The organism is Conexibacter sp. CPCC 206217 (assembly GCF_030646165.1).
In the GTDB taxonomy this organism is placed as follows: domain Bacteria; phylum Actinomycetota; class Thermoleophilia; order Solirubrobacterales; family Solirubrobacteraceae; genus Conexibacter.
Genome location: NZ_JAUTDO010000005.1, coordinates 315,983 through 334,749, shown reverse-complemented (window position 1 = coordinate 334,749; position 18,767 = coordinate 315,983). Strand labels below are relative to the sequence as shown.

12 protein-coding genes are annotated in these 18,767 nt (G+C 71.5%); 5 read left to right on the top strand and 7 right to left on the bottom strand.

Going from position 1 to position 18,767, the window contains the following annotated elements; translation table 11 throughout:
• Positions 1-46: 46 nt before the first annotated feature.
• The 4 genes from Q7L65_RS15630 to Q7L65_RS15615 form a co-directional block, all read right to left on the bottom strand.
• The gene (locus Q7L65_RS15630) at positions 47-1,414 is read right to left on the bottom strand and encodes an AarF/ABC1/UbiB kinase family protein (RefSeq protein ID WP_304722414.1); all 1,368 of its coding nucleotides are present in this window, start codon (positions 1,412-1,414) and stop codon (positions 47-49) included.
• A 24-nt stretch (positions 1,415-1,438) separates the two neighbouring features.
• Positions 1,439-2,194: an MBL fold metallo-hydrolase gene (locus tag Q7L65_RS15625; RefSeq protein ID WP_304722413.1), complete on the bottom strand. Its 756-nt coding sequence runs from the start codon at positions 2,192-2,194 to the stop codon at positions 1,439-1,441.
• Between the two features lie 114 nt (positions 2,195-2,308).
• Positions 2,309-5,215, bottom strand: coding sequence for an amidase (locus Q7L65_RS15620; RefSeq protein WP_304722412.1), 2,907 nt, complete (start codon positions 5,213-5,215; stop codon positions 2,309-2,311).
• Between the two features lie 178 nt (positions 5,216-5,393).
• The gene (locus Q7L65_RS15615) at positions 5,394-8,366 is read right to left on the bottom strand and encodes an amidase family protein (RefSeq protein ID WP_304722411.1); all 2,973 of its coding nucleotides are present in this window, start codon (positions 8,364-8,366) and stop codon (positions 5,394-5,396) included.
• 139 nt (positions 8,367-8,505) lie between these two features.
• Between Q7L65_RS15615 and Q7L65_RS15610 the strand changes: the two genes are divergently transcribed.
• Both Q7L65_RS15610 and Q7L65_RS15605 read left to right on the top strand, forming a co-directional pair.
• A complete protein-coding gene (locus Q7L65_RS15610) occupies positions 8,506-8,898 on the top strand; it encodes a VOC family protein (protein WP_304722410.1) in 393 nt (130 codons plus the stop codon).
• A 34-nt stretch (positions 8,899-8,932) separates the two neighbouring features.
• A complete protein-coding gene (locus Q7L65_RS15605) occupies positions 8,933-9,259 on the top strand; it encodes a hypothetical protein (RefSeq protein ID WP_304722409.1) in 327 nt (108 codons plus the stop codon).
• Positions 9,260-9,296: 37 nt separating this feature from the next.
• On the opposite strand, the gene Q7L65_RS15600 is transcribed toward Q7L65_RS15605, so the two are convergent.
• Together Q7L65_RS15600 and Q7L65_RS15595 are read right to left on the bottom strand one after the other, a co-directional pair.
• Positions 9,297-9,893, bottom strand: coding sequence for a transcriptional regulator (locus tag Q7L65_RS15600; protein WP_304722408.1), 597 nt, complete (start codon positions 9,891-9,893; stop codon positions 9,297-9,299).
• A 656-nt stretch (positions 9,894-10,549) separates the two neighbouring features.
• Positions 10,550-12,166: an FAD-binding oxidoreductase gene (locus Q7L65_RS15595; RefSeq protein ID WP_304722407.1), complete on the bottom strand. Its 1,617-nt coding sequence runs from the start codon at positions 12,164-12,166 to the stop codon at positions 10,550-10,552.
• 52 nt (positions 12,167-12,218) lie between these two features.
• Between Q7L65_RS15595 and Q7L65_RS15590 the strand changes: the two genes are divergently transcribed.
• The 3 genes from Q7L65_RS15590 (at position 12,219) to Q7L65_RS15580 (ending at position 17,624) form a co-directional block, all read left to right on the top strand.
• Positions 12,219-12,866: an NUDIX hydrolase gene (locus Q7L65_RS15590; RefSeq protein ID WP_304722406.1), complete on the top strand. Its 648-nt coding sequence runs from the start codon at positions 12,219-12,221 to the stop codon at positions 12,864-12,866.
• A 7-nt stretch (positions 12,867-12,873) separates the two neighbouring features.
• Entirely contained in the window at positions 12,874-13,239 is a 366-nt protein-coding gene (locus Q7L65_RS15585) for a hypothetical protein (RefSeq protein WP_304722405.1), read from the top strand.
• 80 nt (positions 13,240-13,319) lie between these two features.
• Entirely contained in the window at positions 13,320-17,624 is a 4,305-nt protein-coding gene (locus tag Q7L65_RS15580) for a multifunctional oxoglutarate decarboxylase/oxoglutarate dehydrogenase thiamine pyrophosphate-binding subunit/dihydrolipoyllysine-residue succinyltransferase subunit (RefSeq protein WP_304722404.1), read from the top strand.
• A 123-nt stretch (positions 17,625-17,747) separates the two neighbouring features.
• Here Q7L65_RS15580 and Q7L65_RS15575 read toward each other — a convergent pair whose 3' ends face one another.
• Positions 17,748-18,758, bottom strand: a complete 1,011-nt coding sequence (locus Q7L65_RS15575) for a hypothetical protein (RefSeq protein ID WP_304722403.1) — start codon at positions 18,756-18,758, stop codon at positions 17,748-17,750.
• Positions 18,759-18,767 lie beyond the last annotated feature (9 nt).

The window sequence follows — 18,767 nt, the reverse complement described above, 5'->3', positions numbered from 1 at the left end:
GCCGTCGTCGGCCGCGGCAGCGAGCGCATCCAGCGGAGCTACTCCGTCAGGAGACCGCGCTGCCATAGAACTCCGCCTCCTCGCGCCCCAGCTCCGTCACGGGCGCCTCCCCGTACATCCACTCGCGCGCTATGCGGTGCCAGTTGGCCTTCGCGCGCAGCTGCGAGAGGACGGCGAGCGTGAGCATCTCCATGCGGCGGCCGAAGAGATGCTCGGGGCGGATGTCCTGGTGGCGCATCTCGCGGAAGTGCGACGAGCGCATGTCGGAGGACTCGATCACGATGTGCGTCGCGATCTCCGGCGTCAGCTGCACCTCGTCGTCGTTGGTGTACCACCAGATCGAGTCGAGCACGTACGACATGACGGCGTCGGGGTCGACCTTCTCGGGGTGCGGCAGGAAGCCGTTGGAACCGAGCAGCCGGTGCAGCTCCCCGGCGTCGCCCTCGGTCACGGCCCGCTGGCACGCCAGCTCGAACTCGACCTCCTCCGGCGCCATCCGCTTGAACAGCCCGAAGTCGAGGAAGGCGACTCTGCCGTCGTCCTGCAGCAGGAAGTTGCCGGGGTGCGGGTCGCCGGAGAACTGGTGGTGGCGGTAGAGGCAGCCCATGAAGAAGCGGAAGACGATCTCGCCGAGCCGGTCGCGCTCCTCCTGCGAGCGCGTCTTCAGCTCCTCGAAGCCGGTCCCCTCGACGAACTCCATCACGATCACGCGCTCGCGCGACAGGCGCGTGACGACGTCCGGCACGACGATGAACGGGTGGCCGCGGAAGATCCGCGCGAGCGAGCGCTGGTTCTGCGCCTCCAGCTCGTAGTCGAGCTCCTCGTCGATCCGCAGCCGGATCTCCTCGGCGACGCCCTTCGCATCGATCCCGGGCGCGAGCCGCTTGATCAGCCGCATGATCAGGCCGAGGTTGGCCATGTCGGAGCGGACCGCGGAGGCGACGCCGGGGTACTGCACCTTGACCGCCACGTCGCGCCCGTCGTGCAGCGTCGCGCGGTACACCTGGCCGATCGAGGCCGCCGCGATCGGCTCCTCCTGGAAGGTCGCGAAGACCTCCTCCAGCTCGTCGTCGAGCTCCTCCTCGATCACCTTCTTCATGTCCTTGAAGGCGACGTTGGGGGCGGCGTCGCGCAGCTTCGCGAGCTTCGCCTGGAACTCCTCGCGATGCTCCTCCGGGACGAGGCCGACGTCGAGGAACGACATCACCTGCCCGAGCTTCATCGCCGCGCCCTTCATCGTCCCGAGGGCGGTGACGATCTGCTCGGCCGCCTCCAGGTGGCGCTTCTCCAGCGCCACCTGCGCGTCCTCTCTGGAGCGCCCGACGTTGGCCGCGTGCGTCCCGGCCTGACGCACCGCCTGGCCGGCCGCAAGTCTGCCGATCCGCGCGGTCCGCCCGACGCGGGACGTGGGCATTCTGTCGGACGGCATCGGTAGAGCTTAGGACGCTGTCTCGACGCGCGAGCCCGGCACGATGTCGTCGCTGCCGTCGGGCCAGCGGATCCACGCCTTGTGGCCGCCGTCGTAGTCGTCGCCGAGCAGCACCAGCGTGGCCGGCTCGCCGAGCGCGGTGCACGGCTGCGAGCCCTCCGGATCGAGCCCCCGCCAGACGCGCACGAATCTGTTGGACTCCAGCTCCGCGCCGACCGTCGTCGGCTCGGTGTGGCCGGGGTGGATCGGCGTCTCGGGCGGGAGCGTCAGCAGCGTGTCCATGATCGACGACTTGATGTCGGCGTAGCTCGTGTGGTCGGGACCGCGCACGCCGCCGACGGAGCCCTTGAAGAGCGTGTCGCCGGTGAAGAGGATCTGCTCGCTGCCGTCGCTGACCAGCAGGGAGACCATCCCGGAGGTGTGACCGGGCGTGTGCAGCGCGTCGATCCGCAGCCCGCCGACGGAGATCGGCTCGCCGGGGACGATCTCGCCGGTCGCCTGCGACACGAGCGCGCGCTCGTTCGCGTGGATCAGCACGGGCGTGCCGGGGAAGCGCGCGAGGACCGTGTCGAGATCGGAGACGTGGTCGCCGTGGTGGTGGGTCAGCAGGACCGAGACGAGCGTCAACCGCTCGCGCTCGATCGTCTCCAGCAGCGGCTCCAGCCCGCCGCCCGCGTCGATCAGCACCGCGGAGCCGTCGGGCCCGTCGGCGACCAGGTACGTGTTCGTCAGGAAGCCGTCGGACATGGTGCGTTCGAGAATCATGGCCCTGAGCTTAAACGCCGCCGGCGGCCGGCTCGTGGACAACGAGCCGACCGCCGGCGGGAACTGCCTGCGACTCGCGGGCGCGGCGCGATCCAGCGCGGCGCCCACGCCTCCTCAGCGCAGTCTGATCGTGAGCTTGACCCGCTTCGTGGTCTTCGCCCCCGTCGGGTTTCTGAGCGCGTAGGTCGCCGTCGCGCTCACGCGCGCACGTCTCCCGAGCGCTCTCTTGGCCTTTCTCGACAGTCTCACGACGAGCGTCGCGCGTCTGTTGGCTCTGATGCTGATCTTGCCGCTGCCGAGCACGACCGTTCGTCTGCCGAGCTTGACGCGCAGCGTGACCGTGCCGGTGAGTCTCGCGCGCGAGCTGTTGGCGAGCACGAAGCGGACTCTGCCACCTCTCGTCGTCGCCGACTTCGCGAAGCGGGCGCGGATCGCGACGCCCGACGGTCTCGCCGTCGGTCTCGACTCCTGCGGCGGAGTCTGCACCGGCGGGACCGAGATCGGCGGGGCGGGGACGTCGATCACGGGTGGGCTCGGCGTCTCGCCGGGCACGTATCTGAGCGCCGGGGCGGTCGTCGTCTGCGGCCGCGGGCCGCTCACCTGCTCCAGCGCGTAGCCCATGCCGAGGACCTGCGGATCGGCCCACTCGCGGCCCATCAGCTGCATCGTCATCGGGTCGCCGTGCGGGTTGAAGCCGACCGGAACTATCGAGGTCGGCAGGCCCGGGCCCTGCGTCAGGACGCCGGTCGCGCGGTCGGAGCCGTTGTGCGAGCCGGCGCCGTCGTTGTCCCACACGTCGCTGAGGAAGCCCGGGTAGACGATCGCGTCGACGCCGTTGTCGTCCATCCACGTGCCGATCACCTGACGGTAGGCGGCGCGGTAGGCGAGCAGTCTGGCGCTGTTCTCGTCGTCGTAGCCGGTCTGCGTGCCGCCGGAGCGGTTGTACGGCAGGTTTCTCGGCGACTGCAGGATCCCGGCGGCGTTGGCGTAGGGGAACTCGGGGCTGCCCGCGATGTAGCGCTCCCAGCCCTCGACGTTGGCGCTGCCGCCTCTGGCGGTGTTGGTCGGAGCGCTCGGCTGGGCGGTCATCTCGACCACTCTCGCGCCGGCCGTCTCGAACAGCGACAGCTTCGCTCTGATCGCGTCGGCGGTGCCGTCGTCGGCGGCGTAGCCGGTGAACGAGGCAGGCAGGTAGCCGATCGTCTTGCCTCTCAGCGCGTTCGCGTCGAGGTATGCGGTCCAGTCGGCCGGCTTGTGCGCGTCGGCGTCTCTGGTCAGCTCGTCGCCGGGATCGGTGCCGGCGACGACGTTGAGGATGCCGGCGATGTCGGAGACGGTGCGGGCGATCGTGCCCGCGTAGTCGGTCGCCCACGTCAGCGGCATCACGCCGGCGGCGCTCTGCATGCCGTCGGTGCCGCGGAAGGTCGCGAGGCCGGCGCCGGTCGACGGCGCGTACAGCGAGACGCCGGTCTGCGTGCCCATCGCGAACGCGGCCATGCTGGTCGCGACCGAGACGGCCGAGCCGCCGGAGGAGCCCAGCGACGACTTCGACGGCTTGAAGGCGTTCCAGACCTGGCCGTAGCTGGAGTCGCTCATGCTGCCGGAGTTGGCGAACTGCGACAGGTTCGTCTTGCCGAGGATGACGGCGCCGGCATCGCGCAGCTTGCCGATCTGGAAGGCGTCGTCGTGCGGGCGATAGCCGTCGAGCGCCATCGTGCCGTCGGTCGTCGGCATGTCCTTCGTGTCGTAGAGGTCCTTGACGGCGACCGGGACGCCGAGCACGGCGCTGCGCTTGCCGGCGGCCCGCGCCTCGTCGGCTGCCTTCGCCTGGGCCATCGCGTCGTCGGCGACGTGGATGAAGGCGTGGAAGCCGAACTGCCCGGTGTCGTACGCGGCGATGCGGTCGAGGTAGGCGCGCGTGATCTCCTGCGAGGTCGTCACGCCGGCCGTCATGTCGGCCTGCAGCTGCGTCAGCGACTTGCCGACGACGTCGTACGCGGCGCCGGTCGTCGGCTCGGCCGGCTTGCTCGGCGCGACGACGGTGAGCGGTCTGGCGGCGCAACCGGCGGTCGTGAAGCCGGGGATCGTCACCGCAGTGAGGTCCCAGTTCGCGATCGAGCAGATCTGCGCGGTCGAGAGGCCGCCGAGGTCGGGCGCCGCGGCGAGTCTCGTGGCAGCGGTGCTGACGGCCGTCACCTCCTGGCCGGCGGTGTCGCTCGTCTCTCTGAGGCCGACGACGAAGTAGCGCACGACCGATCTCGTCTCGCCCGGTCTCAGCGTCAGCTGGTCGTTGAAGCCGAAGAAGTTGGCCTGCTGGCCGCTGCTCGCCAGCGGCGTCAGGAACGGGTCGCGCTGGAAGTCGCCGACGCCGGTGAAGCCGCCGAACGGCGCCGGCGTGCCGAGCACGACCGCCGAGGGCGAGTTGGCGCTGTAGCCGGGCGTCGGCGTGGCGACCGTCACCCACGAGTCGTCGGTCCCGATCGCGGCGTCGCCGCTGGAGCTGCCGACGACCGCGCTCTGCGAGTTGCCTCTGGCGAGGCCGAGCACGCCGCCGAAGGAGACGTCGATCGTGACGTCGCTCTCACCGGTGTTCGAGAAGGTGTCGAAGAAGCGGGCGTAGTTGCCGCTGCGTCTGATCAGCAGGTCGCGTGAGATCGCGACGTCGCCGAGCTGGACGGGCTTCGTCGTCGAGAACCACTCGGCACCGTCGAAGCGCAACCCGAAGCCGCGCATCAGCTCGCCGTTGAAGCGCGGCGCGGGCGCCGAGTCGACGGCGACGCGGATGCCGCCGAAGCCGTAGACGGCGCTGCTGCCGGCGCTGTTGAGCGAGCCGGTGTCGAGCCCCGGGGCGGCGCTGTCGGCGACCGACCACGACGCGCCGTTGCCCGAGGTGACGTAGTTGATGGCCGAGGCGGGCGCGGCGGCCGCGAGGCCGGCGGTCAGCACCGCGAGCGCGACGAGGCCAGTACGGCGCCCGCGCGGCGGGGAATGCTCCGGGAAGCGTCTGGGACGAGACGGCAAGGGTTCTCCTTGTCAGGTCAGCACGACGTGACCGCGGGGCCGAAGCCACCGCGGTCATCAGATCGGACGATCGTAAGGAGCGGTGGTCGCGAAGACCATGGACCGGCGGTCGAAACCTCTGGAACGAGGTTCCGACCGCCGGTCGAGCGCCGATTGGACGCCTTGCGTGTTCTGCCTCTCAGCGCAGCCTGATCGTCAGGCTCGCTCTGCGCGTCACGCTCGCGCCAGTCGCGTTTCTGAGCGCGTACGTCGCCGTCGCGCTCACGCGCGCGCGTCTGCCGAGCGCTCTTCTGGCCGCTCTGCCGAGCGTCACGACGAGCGTCGCGCTTCTGCCCGCCGCCACGCTCACGCGTGCTCTGCCGAGCACGACCGTTCTTCTGCCGAGCTTGACGCGCAGCGTCACGGTGCCGCTCGTCGCGGCGGCCGATCTGTTGCGCAGCGCGAAGCGGACCTTGCCGCCTCTGACCGTCGCCGCTCTCGCGAACGCAGCGCTGATCGCGACGCGTCTGGACGCCGGCGGCGCCGTCGGCGGCGGGACCGGGCTCGTCGGCGGGGCGACGTCCCCGGGCGGGGTCGGTGCCGGCGGGTTGTTCGTGCCCGGGTCCGGCGCCGGCGGATCGGTCACCGGCGGCGCCGGCTTCTCGATCACGATCGGCGGCGGCACGTAGCTCGGGTCGTATCTGAGCGCCGGCGCCGTCGTCGTCTCGGCGTGGCCTCTGTTGACCACGTCGAACGCGTACGCCATCCCGATCAGCTGCGTGTCGTCCCACGCCTTGCCCTGCAGCTGCAGGTTGAACGGCTCGCCGTGGTTGTTGACACCGCCCGGGAATATGACCGTCGGCACACCGGAGTTCGACGACTGCGGGTCGATCCGCGCGAAGCTCGGCGTGACCGTGTCGTTGAGCCCGATGTCGCTCAGCAGGCCGGGGTAGACGACCGCGTCGACATCGTTGTCGTCCATCCAGTCGGCGAGGATCGCGCGGTAGTCGGCGCGATATCTCTTCCAGGCTGCGACCTCCGACGCCGTCATGCGGCCGGTGCCTCTGTAGCCGCTGCTGCGCGAGTAGGCGAGCCGTCTGGGCGACTCGATGATCTCGACCGCGTCGTCGTACTGCGACTCCGGATGGTCGTCGACCCAGCGCGCCCAGCCCTCGTAGCCGCGGTCGCCCCCGACGCTGGCCGGGCCTCTCGGCGGCGGCGGGATCTCCTTCAGCTCCGCGCCTGCAACTCTGAAGCTCGCGAACGAGGCGAGCATTGCATCGCGCGTTGCGGAGATGCCGAAACCGGCCGGGAACGCGTCCGCGTAGAAGCCGATCGTCTTGCCCTGCAGCGCGTCGGGATCGAGCGCCGTCGACCAGTCGGCCGGGCGGCGTGCGTCCGCGTTGGCATCGACCGTCAGCTCGTCTCTCGGGTCGGTGCCGGTCGTGACGTTCAGCATCGCCGTCAGATCGGGCAGCGAGCGCGCGATCGTGCCGGCGAAGTCCTGACCCCACGTCAGCGGCATCACGCCGGCGGCGCTGGCGATGCCGTCGGTGCCGCGCAGCGAGTACAGCGACGCGCCCGAGGACGGACCCCACAGCGAGTCGCCGGTCTGGCTGCCGAGCGCGACCGCCGCGAGGCTCGCCGCGACCGAGACGGCCGAGCCGCCCGAGGAGCCGATCGACGACTTCGACGGCTCGAAGGCGTTCCAGACCTGGCCGTAGCCGCTCTCGCTGAAGAAGCCGGAGTTGGCGTACTCGCTCAGATTCGCCTTCGCGAAGATCACTGCGCCGGCCTCGCGCAGCTTCGCGACCTGGAACGAGTCGTGCGTCGGACGGAAGCCGTCGAAGACGAGCGAGCCGCCGGTCGTCGGCATGTCCTTCGTGTCGTAGAGGTCCTTGACCGCGACCGGGATGCCGAGCACGGGGCTCGTCTTGCCCTCGGCGCGCGCTCTGTCGGCGGCGCGCGCCTGCTCCATCGCGTCGGACGCGACGGTGATCAGCGAATGGAAGCCGAACGGGCCGACGTCATAGGCCGCGACGCGATCGAGGTAGGCGCGCGTGATCTGCGCCGAGGTCGTGACGCCGGAGGTCATGTCGGCCTGCAGCTGCGTCAGCGACTTGCCGACGACGTCGTAGGGCGAGCTGGTCAGCGGCGCTCTCGGGCCGCCGTTGGAGGTCGGGACCTGCGAGAAGGCGACGCCGGCGCAGTCGCTCGCGAGGAAGCCCGGGATCGTCAGCGCCCCGAGATTCCAGTTCGCGATCGTGCAGAGCAGCCCGGTCGGCAGATCGCCGAGGACCGGGTTGGCGACGAGGTCGGAGACGACCGTTCTGACCGCGTCGACCTGCTGCCCGCTCGTGCCCGCGGTCTCTCTCAGGCCGACGGCGACGAAGTGCACGAGCGATCTCGTCTCGCCCGGTCTCAGCGTCAGGCGGTTGAGGTAGCCCTGGTAGTTGGCCTCGTGACCGACCGTCGCCAGCGCCCCGTCGAACGGACCGGTGAAGAAGTTCGTCGCCGCCGTCAGCGAGCCGGCGAACGCCGGCGAGCCGATCGCGACGCCCGCGGGGCCGTTGAAGCTCGCGTTCGAGGCGGACACCTGCGGCGAGGCGACGACCGACCAGGTGTCGCCCGGGGCGATCGTCGTGTCGCCGCTGGAGGTCGCCACGACGCTGCTCTGGTTGGCCGCGGAGCTGCTGCCGTTGCTGGCGGCCGACGTCTGCGCGTAGCCGGTCTGGCCGCCGAAGACGACCTCGACCGTCTTGTTGCCGTTCGTCGTGTTGGTGAACGTGTCGACCCAGCGCGTCCAGGTCGCCGATCTCTCGACGTGGATCGCGCGGCTGATCGAGACGCCGCCGAGGTCGATCGCCGAGGTCGAGGCGAAGTCCTCGTAGCCGTCGTAGCGCAGCCCGAAGCCGCGCATCAGCTCGCCGTTGAAGCGCGGCTGCACGCCCGCGACGCGCACGCGGATGCCGCCGAAGCCGATCAGCGCGCTGGAGCCTCTGACGTCGCGGATCGAGCCGGTGTCGAGCGCCGGCGCGGCCGCGTCGTGGACGCCCCAGGTCGTGCCGTTGGCAGCCGGAACGTAGTTGATCGCGGAGGCTCTCTCGGCGCCGATGAGACCGAGCGCGAGTGCGGCCGCGAGAGATGTTCGAAAACTTCGAGAACGCTGCAATGCAACTCCTTCTTCGGGTTGCTCGCTGACCCTAGGAGCGCACCTGTCCGATCACCATGGCCCGCCGGTCGGAACCTGGCCGCACCGACTCCGACCGGCGGTCGGGTTTGCGCCGCAGGCGCCGCGCTACGCTGCGCCCATGCCCCTCATCCACACCTGCTATCGCATCTTCGAGATCGACCGCTCCGTCGCGTTCTACGAGGCGCTCGGCTTCGAGGAGGTCCGCCGCTCGCCGATCCGCGACGAGGCGATCAACGTCTTCATGAACATGCCGGGCGACGAGGGCGACGGACCGCGCCTGGAGCTGACGTTCAACCACGGGCGCACGGAGCCGTACGAGATCGGCACCGGCTACGGCCACATCGCGATCACCTCGCCCGACCTCGACGCGACGCTCGCGCAGCTCGCCGAGCAGGGGATCGCGCCGGAGAAGCCGCCGTACCGGGTGCGCGAGGGCAGCTCGCGGATCTGCTTCGTGCGCGACCCGGACGGCTACCGGATCGAGATCATCGAGCGCGTCCCCAGGGGCTGACGCGGCGGCCCCTGCGCGCTACCCTCAGTTGACGATGGCCGACACCAGCAAAGTCGCAAAGAACCTGCAGCGCTTCGCCCAGGCGATCGCCTCCCACGACCGCGAGAACCCGACCCACACCGCGCACGGGATCGGGATGGCGCACTTCGACATCGAGCGCCTCGGTTTCGAGGAGGGCGAGGAGATCCTCCCCGGCATCACGATCCAGACCGACAGCGGCACGTCGGGCAACTTCCGCGTGCTGTGCGACGGTCAGCACGACGGCGAGAAGGAAGAGACCGAGGAAGAGGTCGTCGACGCGTTCGCGACCACGACGGTCGGCGGCGGGTCCACCAGCGACCTCGAGCGCCGCTCCTTCTAGGACGCGCTTGCAGCGCTCGTCGCTTCGGCGACGAGCGCTACCCGTCCAGCGGCAGCAGCAGCGCCAGCGCGGTCGTCGCGCGCGGGCCGGCGCCGGTTCCGTCCGCTCTCGCCAGCCGCTTGATGCTCGCGCGCTCGATCTCGTCGAGCCGCCGCGCCCAGCGCTCCAGCAGCACGCGCAGCTGTCTCATGCCGCGCTCGTCGAGCAGCAGCGCGCGACTGCCGGCGCGAGCGGCGACGGCGTCGAAGCCGCCGCGTGCCAGCGCCGCGTGCGCGTCGTCCAGCAGCGTCGCGAGTGCGGCCGGCGGCCGCACCTGGCTGGCGACTGCGGTCGGCCCGCGGCGACGCCGCTGCGGCCGCGGCGGTTCGAGTGCGGCGCGTACGCGGTAGTGGTGCTCGACGGCGCCGCGGCGCTGGGTGCGCGTCGCCAGCTCGATGAAGCCGAGCGCCGCCAGCCGTCTGACGTGATAGCTGACGGTGCCGAGCGGGATCTCCAGCTCGCCGGCCAGCTCGACCGGGCTCGCCAGCTCGCGCGTCTGCAGCAGCTCGAGGATCCGCACCCGCGTGGGGTGCGACAGGGCCTTGACGACGCGGGCGTCGACCGCGTCGGGCGGTTCGGACAGCGGAACGTTCACCTGACGCTCAGCAGCCGCGACCGGTCAGCAACAGCGATGACAGCGGCGGCTGCCGCGCGGGCGCGCTCGTGCGACAGCCGCCGCTGCAGACGGTCCTGGCGGGTACGAGACCCGCCAGGACCGTCGCGCAGCGCTCGCACGCCGTGTCGCCTTTCGCTAGCAAGCTTCGACCGCAGCGGGAGGCGCGGCCGGGCCAGCGTGCCCATGCGCTTCAAAGGGGGCGCGCACGGGACACCGCGACGACCGCTGGGGGATGTGCGGTCGCCGCTTCAGGGGCGGACAGGACGGCGGTGGCGAGGCTGTCATCGCCGCGAATGCTTGGGATCGGCGAGACGCCGATCAAGGCCCAGCACTGACACTTCAGAACTGAATGATTGCAACCAAGCTGCGAAATTCAGAATTCTGAACAGCGTAAACAACGTTGACCAATAAGCACCGCGGAACGGCGGGCCGCGGCCAGCTTACCCAAGATCAAAGACACATATGTTTGTTGGCGGTCAGCCAGCAGCGCCGACGCCGCGCCGCGTTTCTCCCGCCGTATCTGCGCTTCGGCCACCGCGCCACGTGCAACCCGCCGTCCGGCTGCCATACCGTTGCGCGCAAGCCGCGAACGCAGCAGTGAGCGCCGCCGGAATGGTGAAGACCGCTGCGAGGCGCTACTGAGCGGTCGCGGACAGGTCCGCGACGGAGGGATCGAGCAGCACCCCAGGATTGAGCAGCCAGCGCGGATCGACGGATGCCTTCGCGCCACGCAGCGCCGCCGCGAACGGCTCGGGCCGCTGCCGGTCGTACCACGGGCGGTGATCGCGACCGACCGCGTGGTGGTGCGTGATCGTTCCGCCGGCCGCCAGGATCGCCTCGCCGGCGACGCGCTTGATCGCGTCCCAGCGCTCGACCTCCTCGCCGCGCGCGACCGGCGCGACGACCGTGAAATACGGCGCCGCGCCGTCCGGATAGGCGTGCGTGACGCGGCACGTCACGAGCCCCTCGCCGCACTGCTCGCGGACCGCCTGCGCGACGGCCGCGCGGACGGACGCGACGAAGCCGTCGAAGCGCTCCCACGTGATCGCGGTCTCGAACGTCTCCGACAGCACGCCCATCGCGATCAGCACGTCGCGCACGTACGGCGCGCGCAGGAACGCCTCGCGCCAGCTGCCGACCGCACCGCCGCGGGCTCCCTCGGCCTGCTCGTCCCAGCTGCCGCCGGCTTCGCGACAGAGCGCGAGCGCGCTCGCCAGGCGCGCGTCGACCGGCTCGTGCACGGACTCGAAGCCGAGCACGAGCAGCGCCGCGGAGCCGTCGCCGGCGAACGTCAGCGCCGCCTCCGACGGATCGATCAGGCGGCAGTTCTCCGGATGCAGGCCCGACTGCGCCAAGGCGCGCACGGCCTGCGCCCCGGCCGAGAACGAGGAGAAGCGGACCGCGCGCCCTGCGCGATGGACCGGCTTGGGCCGCACCCGCACCCACGCCTCCGTGACGATCCCGAGCGTCCCCTCCGAGCCCAGCAGCAGCCGGTCGGGGCTCGGCCCGGCGCCCGAGCCCGGCAGCCGCCGCGACTCCCACGTGCCGGCCGGCGTGATCGCGCGGATCGACTCGACGAGGTCGTCGATGTGCGTCTGCAGGGTCGCGAAGTGCCCGCCAGCGCGCGTGACGATCCAGCCGCCGAGCGTCGAGAGCTGGAACGACTGCGGGAAGTGGCGCAGCGTCAGCTCGTGCGGCGCCAGCTGCGCCTCCAGCTCCGGCCCGAGGATCCCGCCCTGGATCCGCGCCGCGCGCGAGACCGGATCGACCTCGAGCACGCGGTCGAGCGCCGTCAGGTCGAGCGAGACGGCGCCGGCGTAGCGCGCGCCGATCCGCGCCTCGACGCCGCCGACGACGCTCGTGCCGCCGCCGAACGGGATCACCGCGGCGTCGGCGCCGTCGGCCCATGCCAGCACCTGCTCGACCTCCGCCTCGTCGCGCGGTCGCGCGACGAGGTCCGGCGGATCCTCGAAGCGGCCGCGCATGCCGCGCACGACGTCGCGGTAGGCGCGCCCGTACGTATGCCGCACGCGCGCGGGGAGGTCGTCGGCGAACAGGCCCTCGCGTGCGCCCGCGGGTGCGCGCAGCCGCGCGGGCGGGAGCTCGACCGCGTCGAGCGCGACCGGCAGCTCCGGCTCGTGCGCGCCGAAGCCGAGATGCTGCGAGAGGCCGACGGCCGCCTCGCGCAGCTGCTCGCGCGTCAGCCGCTCGTCCTCCCACCCCCAGCCCCAGTGGTTGCGCAGTCGCGCCACCGCACGAGTGTATGCATGCCGCCGGGGGCGGTGAGTAACTAACGTTCATGGCGTGGCGCTCACCCACGACATGCTCGCGCGCGGCCCCTGGTCCCCGGACCAGGTCACCTGCGCCTGGCGCGACGACGCGTTCGTGCCCGCCGCCGCCGACACCGCCGCGGCCGATCTCGCGCTCGCGCGGCTGCGCGAGCGCGGCTCGCCGAGCCACGACGGCCTCGCCGCGCGGCTCGCCTCCTTCGAGCAGCGCGACGGCGGCCTCCAACTGGAGCTGCAGCCGGCGCGCTGGTCGCTGCGGCTGACCGGCAGCGCCGCGGCGCGCAGCGTCTCGGTCCTGTGCGTCGTGCGCGACGCCGACGGTCGCTGGCTGGCCGGCAGGCGCGCCGCCTGGCTCGCCTCCTGGACGGGCCGCTGGACGCTCGGCGCCGGCGGCGCGGTCGAGGTCGGCGAGTGCCCGGTCGAGGCGATGACGCGCGAGTTGGAGGAGGAGTGGTCGGTCGTGCCCGAGCGGCTGACGGTCGAGGCGCTCGCCGCGACGCCGAACGGGCTCGCGTTCCTCGTCGGGCTCGCGTGGCTGCCGGTGGGCGCCACGGCGGTGCCCGACGACGAGCACGACGCGCACGCGTGGTGGCCGGCGGCGATCGAGCAGTGGCCCGACGAGGCCGACGAGACGGTCCGCGGCATGGCCGCGCTGTTGGCATGAGGACGGTATGAAGGCCGCGCCCGCCGATCCGCTGACGCGCCCGCGCCTGCGCGCGTCCGACGACAGCCGCGAGCACCGCTTCCCCTCGTTCGGCTTCCTCGAGGTCCTCTCGTTCGTCCACTCCGGCGTCTACGCCGTGCTGATCTTCTTCTGGCTCGGCCCGACGAACGAGACCGCGACGATGCTGCTGGGATGGGCGCACGGCCTGCTCTGGATAGCGATGTCGCTGCTCTGCATCGTCGCCGCGCGACGCCGCACGATCCCCTTCTGGCTCGCCGTCGTGGTCGCCGTGATCGGCGGTTTGGGGCCGTTCGCGGGCACCATCGGATTCGTCTGGGAGCAGCATCGGCGACGCCAGCAGGCCACTGGCTGAAACGCGTTCAATCTCGCTGACGGCGCGCCGATCACCGGGACGTGCACACCGACGACGAATCGCTATTGTCAGACAACGAGATGTCCGTGGACACGACAGTCCAGGTGGTCATGCCCCAGATGGGCGACTCGGTGACGGAAGGTACCGTCCTCGAGTGGCACAAGTCTGAGGGCGAATCGATCGAAGCCGACGAAATCCTCGTCGAGATCTCGACCGACAAGGTCGACGCAGAGGTTCCGGCCCCTACCTCAGGCACCGTCGTCAAAATCTTCGCCTCCGAGGGTGACACCGTCACCGTCGGCAGTGTGCTCGCCGAGATCGCCCCCGGCGACGGCGCGCCCGCGGCGACGAACGGGAACGGGAGCGCACCGGCCGCGGCCGACGTCGCCGCCCCGCCGCCCGCCGACCCGGTAGCCGCCCAGACGCTCGAGATCGTCATGCCGCAGATGGGCGAGTCGGTCAACGAGGGCGTCGTGCTCGAGTGGCACGTCGAGGCCGGCCAGACGGTCGCCGTCGACGACACGGTCATCGAGATCTCGACCGACAAGGTCGACGCCGAGGTTCCGGCCCCCGCCGCCGGCACGATCACCGAGACGCTCGTCGCCGCCGGCGACACCGTCACGGTCGGCCAGGTGCTCGCGCGCATGACGACGAGCGCCGACGCCGCCGTCTCCACCCCGGCCGCGGGCGGCGCCCCCAAGCCCGCCGCCGCGCCATCTCCTGCCGCTGCTCCCGGCCAGCTCGACGAGTCCGCCAACGCCTCGCCGATCGCCCGCCGCGCGGCCGCCGCGCTCGGCGTCCCGCTCGACCGCGTCGCCGGCTCCGGCCGCGCGGGCCGCGTCGTCAAGGAGGACGTGCTCGCCGCCGCCAATGGCGGCGCCTCGACCAACGGCAAGGCCGCCGCGGCCGCCGACAAGCCCGCCGGCGCGACGCTCATCAAGGGCGGCGCGGCGATGCTCGCCAGATACATGGACGAGTCGCGCTCGATCCCGACCGCGACCTCGTTCCGCACGCTGACCGTGACGACGCTCGACGCCCGTCGCAAGCAGCTCAAGGCAGCGGGCATCAAGGTCTCCTACACGCACCTGATCGCGTACGCGATCGCGAGAGCTGGCCACGACCTGCCGGTGATGGCGCACCACTTCGCGGAGATCGACGGGAAGCCTCATCGGATCGACGATGGCGGCGTCAACCTCGGTCTCGCCGTCGACGTCGAGAAGAAGGACGGCAGCCGCACGCTGATGGTCCCGATCATCAGAAACGCGGACGCGCTCAGCTTCAGCGACTTCCTCGACGCGTACAACGCGCTCGTCGAGAAGGCGCGCACGAACACGCTGACAGCCGACGACCTGACCGGCGGCAACGTCACGCTGACGAACCCCGGCGGCATCGGCACCGTCGCCTCCGTGCCGCGGCTGATGACCGGCCAGGGCACGATCGTCGCGACCGGCTCGATCGCCTACCCCGTCGGGCTCGGCGCGATCGGCGCGCTGATCGGCGCCGAGAGAGTCATGTCGATGACCTCGACGTACGACCACCGCATCATCCAGGGTGCGGAGTCGGGTCGTTTCCTGCAGCGGATCGAGCAGTTGCTGCAGGGCGAGGACGGCTTCTACGAGCAGGTCTTCTCCGACCTCGGCGCCACGCTGCCGGAGCTTCCGCCGCCGCCGGCGCCCGCCGCGCAGGCCGCCGCGACGCTCGCAGCGCCGGTGGCTGCCGCCGCGCCCGCCGCTGCCGGCGCCGCGCCGAGCGAGGAGCTGCTGCAGGCCGTCCAGGCCGCCGTCTCGCTGCTGAAGGCCTACCGCACGCACGGCCATCTGGCCGCGCGCCTGGACCCGCTCGGATCCGAGCCGGTCGGCGACTCGGGCCTCGATCCCGAGGGCCTCTCGCTGACGCCGGAGCTGATGGCGCAGATCCCCGCGCGGATCATGCGAATGGGCGTCCCCGGCGCGACCTTCGCCGACGCGCTGCCGCACCTGCGCGAGACGTACTGCGGCACGATCGCCTACGAGATCGAGCACATCTCCTCGCACCGCCAGCGCGTCTGGCTGCGCGAGAAGATCGAGACCGGCACCTTCCGCAAGCCGCTCACCAACGACGAGCAGAAGACGCTGCTGCGCCGCTTGATCGAGGTCGACGCGTTCGAGCGCTTCATGCACAAGGCGTACCTCGGGCAGAAGCAGTTCTCGGTCGAGGGCCTCGACATGACGGTCCCGATCATCGACGAGCTGGTCCGGCTCGCCGCCACGCGCGGCGGCCGCGAGGTCGTCATCGGCATGGCCCACCGCGGCCGCCTCAACGTGCTGGCGCACAACCTGCGCCGCTCCTACGGCTCGATCTTCGCCGAGTTCGAGGGCGTCTCGACGCTCGACGTGATCACCTCGATCCCCGACGGCGGCACCGGCGACGTGAAGTACCACCACGGCGCGCGCGGCTCGTTCCAGGTCGCGGGCGGCGAGGAGATAGTGGTGCGGCTGGAGTCGAACCCGTCGCACCTCGAGTTCGTCGCGCCCGTCGCGACCGGTGCCACGCGCGCCGCGCAGACGACGCGCCAGGGCCCGCACGCGCATCAGGACACCAACGCGGCGTTCCCGATCGTGCTGCACGGCGACGCGGCCTTCCCCGGCCAGGGCATCGTCGCGGAGACGTTCAACCTGCAGGCGCTCGACGGCTACACGGTCGGCGGCACGATCCACCTGATCCAGAACAACCAGGTCGGCTTCACCACCGATCCGGACGACTCGCGCTCGACGCGCTGGGCGTCGGACATGGCGAAGGGCTTCGACGTCCCGATCATCCACGTCAACGCCGACGACGTCGCCGCCTGCGTCTCCGCAGTCCGGCTCGCGCACGCGTACCGGCAGGAGTTCGGTCACGACGTCGTGATCGACCTGATCGGCTACCGCCGCTTCGGTCACAACGAGGCGGACGAGCCGGCGTACACGCAGCCGGAGATGTACACGCTGATCAGAAGACACCCGACGCTGCCGCAGCTGTTCGGCAGACAGCTGGTCGAGGCCGGCACGGTGTCGCAGGACGAGGTCGACGCGATCACGAACGAGGTCTGGCAGGTCCTGACCGAGCAGCACCAGGAGCTGAAGGCCCGTCTCGCCGCCGCGACGCCCGTCGAGCAGGGCACCGGCGAGTACAAGCTCGACCGCACGCCCTCGCCGGAGGTCGCGACCGCGGTCGACGCCGAGCGCCTGCGCAAGCTCAACGCCGAGCTGCTGCGCGTGCCGGAGGGCTTCACGATCCACCCGAAGCTCGTGCGCTCGCTCGACCAGCGCCGCGACGCGCTCGGCGCCGACGGCGGCATCACCTGGGCCCACGCCGAGCAGCTCGCGTTCGCGTCGCTGCTGGAGGAGGGCACGCCGATCCGCCTGACCGGTCAGGACGCGGAGCGCGGCACGTTCTCCCAGCGCCACACGGTGCTGCACGACCCGAAGACGGGTCAGGAGTACTGCCCGATCCAGAACCTGCCCGAGGCGCTCGCGCCGATGGAGCTGCACAACTCGCCGCTGTCGGAGATGGCCGCGCTCGGGTTCGAGTACGGCTACTCGCAGGAGGGTCCCGAGACGCTCGTGCTGTGGGAGGGCCAGTTCGGCGACTTCGCCAACGGCGCGCAGGTCATCATCGACCAGTTCATCGTCTCCGGCCTGGCGAAGTGGGGCCAGAGCAGCCGCCTGACGCTGCTGCTGCCGCACGCCTACGAGGGCTCGGGCCCGGAGCACTCCTCCGCGCGCCTGGAGCGGTTCCTGCAGCTGGCGGCGGAGGGCAACATCCGCGTGGCGTACCCGTCGACCCCGGCGCAGTACTTCCACCTGCTGCGCCGCCAGGCGAAGATCGCCAAGCAGCGCCCGCTGATCGTGATGACGCCGAAGTCGCTGCTGCGCCTGCCGCAGGCGACCAACCGCATCGAGCACCTGTCGGACACGCAGTTCTACCCGGTGCTGGCCGAGCCGCGGGTCGACGATCAGAAGGTCACGCGCCTGATCCTCTGCACCGGCAAGGTCTACTACGACCTCGTCAACGCGGAGGCGCGCAGAGACAACGAGGGCGTCTCGATAGCCCGCATCGAGCTGCTGTACCCGTTCCCGCAGGCGCAGGTGCTCGAGGTCGTCAACCGCTACCCGAACCTCAGAGAGGTCGTCTGGCTGCAGGAGGAGCCGCGCAACATGGGCGCCCGCGCGCACATGTCCCCGCGGCTGATGCAGATCCTCCCGCGCGACCTGAAGTTCGGCTACATCGGCCGCCCCGAGCGCGCCTCCACGGCCGAGGGCTACCCGGCCGCGCACGCCGCCGAGCAGCGCCGCATCGTCGAGACGGCGCTCGACCTCGGCCGCCCGGTCGGCATGTACCCGGTGAAGCTGCCGGGCGACCGCTAGTCAGCGGCGAGCAGATTCCGCAGGACCAGAGGCGCGCCCGGCGGGCGCGCCTCTCGCGTTTGCGGGGGCGATCCTGTCGCGTTTGCGGCGGCGATCGCCAGGCGCGGGCGCGCGCGACGATCGTCAGGCGACGAGCGTGCGAGCGGCTTCGAGCGGCCCGCGCTCGACCCAGCCGGCGAGGTCGACGCTCGCGCCGACGAAGCCCTGGGTCAGCAGCCAGTCGTTCTGGGCGCCGAGCGCGGCGAGCGACTGCTGCGAGAGGTCGATCGCCGCGTCGAGGCCGCACCGACCGCGCGCGGGTCGTGCCTCATCCGCGCGCAGGCGCGCCGCCAACTCCCGCGCGACCCGCTCCGGATCCAGCCGCAGCTGCCGCGCATCGACGGTCAGCGCCAGCGGCGTGGCGGCGTTGACGCGCACCATCGGATCGAGGTGCGCGCCGAGGTCGACGACCTCGACGGCGCCGATCCGGCGCGCGAGCGCGCGGCCGGCCTCGCCCGCGACGTAGATCGCGTCGACCGTTCCGGCCAGCAGAGCGACGACCTCGGCAGCGTACGGCTCGATCGCGTGTGGCTCGTCCGGGTACGGTCCGCCGCCCGCGTGCAACTCGCTCGCTGCGGCATTCGATTCGCCGCCCGCGGACGCGTCCTCGACGTCGATCCGCTCGTACTCGTCGCAGAAGAGACAGGCGAGCGCGGTGGCGGCGTGGACGCCGCGGCTGGCGGCGACGCGGTCGACGTCGATCGCCAGGCGCGTGTCGCAGCGCGGCAGTCCGAGCCGACGGCCGGCGAGCTGCGCCGGCTCGTGGATCCCGGCGCCGGGCAGCGCGATCACCGCCTGGTAGGCGCCGGTCCAGGCGAGCCCGACCAGGCGCGTGTCCGCGCCTGCGCTGCGCGCGTGCAGCGCGGAGACGTTGTCGCTCTCGCGCAGCAGCGCACCCGTCTCGCGCGCGTCGATGCCGGTCTCACGCGAGACCGGCGAAGTTGGTGGATGGCAGGGCTGGGGCGTCCCCGGACTCCCCAGGAGCGTCTGCGACGCCCGCCGCTCGCTCCACAGCCGACCGCTCGTCCTCGAGGCGTCCCCGGTACTGCTCCCTCGATTAGTCTGATTGCCGGTCGGCTTTGCCCTATTTGCCATCCTCGGGGA

Bases quoted from the DNA above. Each gene is read 5' to 3' on its own strand.
- Q7L65_RS15610 (WP_304722410.1), top strand. From the start codon at position 8,506: ATGCCCCTCATCCACACCTGCTATCGCATCTTCGAGATCGACCGCTCC.
- Q7L65_RS15585 (WP_304722405.1), top strand. From the start codon at position 12,874: ATGAAGGCCGCGCCCGCCGATCCGCTGACGCGCCCGCGCCTGCGCGCG.
- Q7L65_RS15625 (WP_304722413.1), bottom strand. From the start codon at position 2,194: ATGATTCTCGAACGCACCATGTCCGACGGCTTCCTGACGAACACGTAC.
- Q7L65_RS15605 (WP_304722409.1), top strand. From the start codon at position 8,933: ATGGCCGACACCAGCAAAGTCGCAAAGAACCTGCAGCGCTTCGCCCAG.
- Q7L65_RS15630 (WP_304722414.1), bottom strand. From the start codon at position 1,414: ATGCCCACGTCCCGCGTCGGGCGGACCGCGCGGATCGGCAGACTTGCG.
- Q7L65_RS15580 (WP_304722404.1), top strand. From the start codon at position 13,320: ATGTCCGTGGACACGACAGTCCAGGTGGTCATGCCCCAGATGGGCGAC.
- Q7L65_RS15575 (WP_304722403.1), bottom strand. From the start codon at position 18,758: ATGGCAAATAGGGCAAAGCCGACCGGCAATCAGACTAATCGAGGGAGC.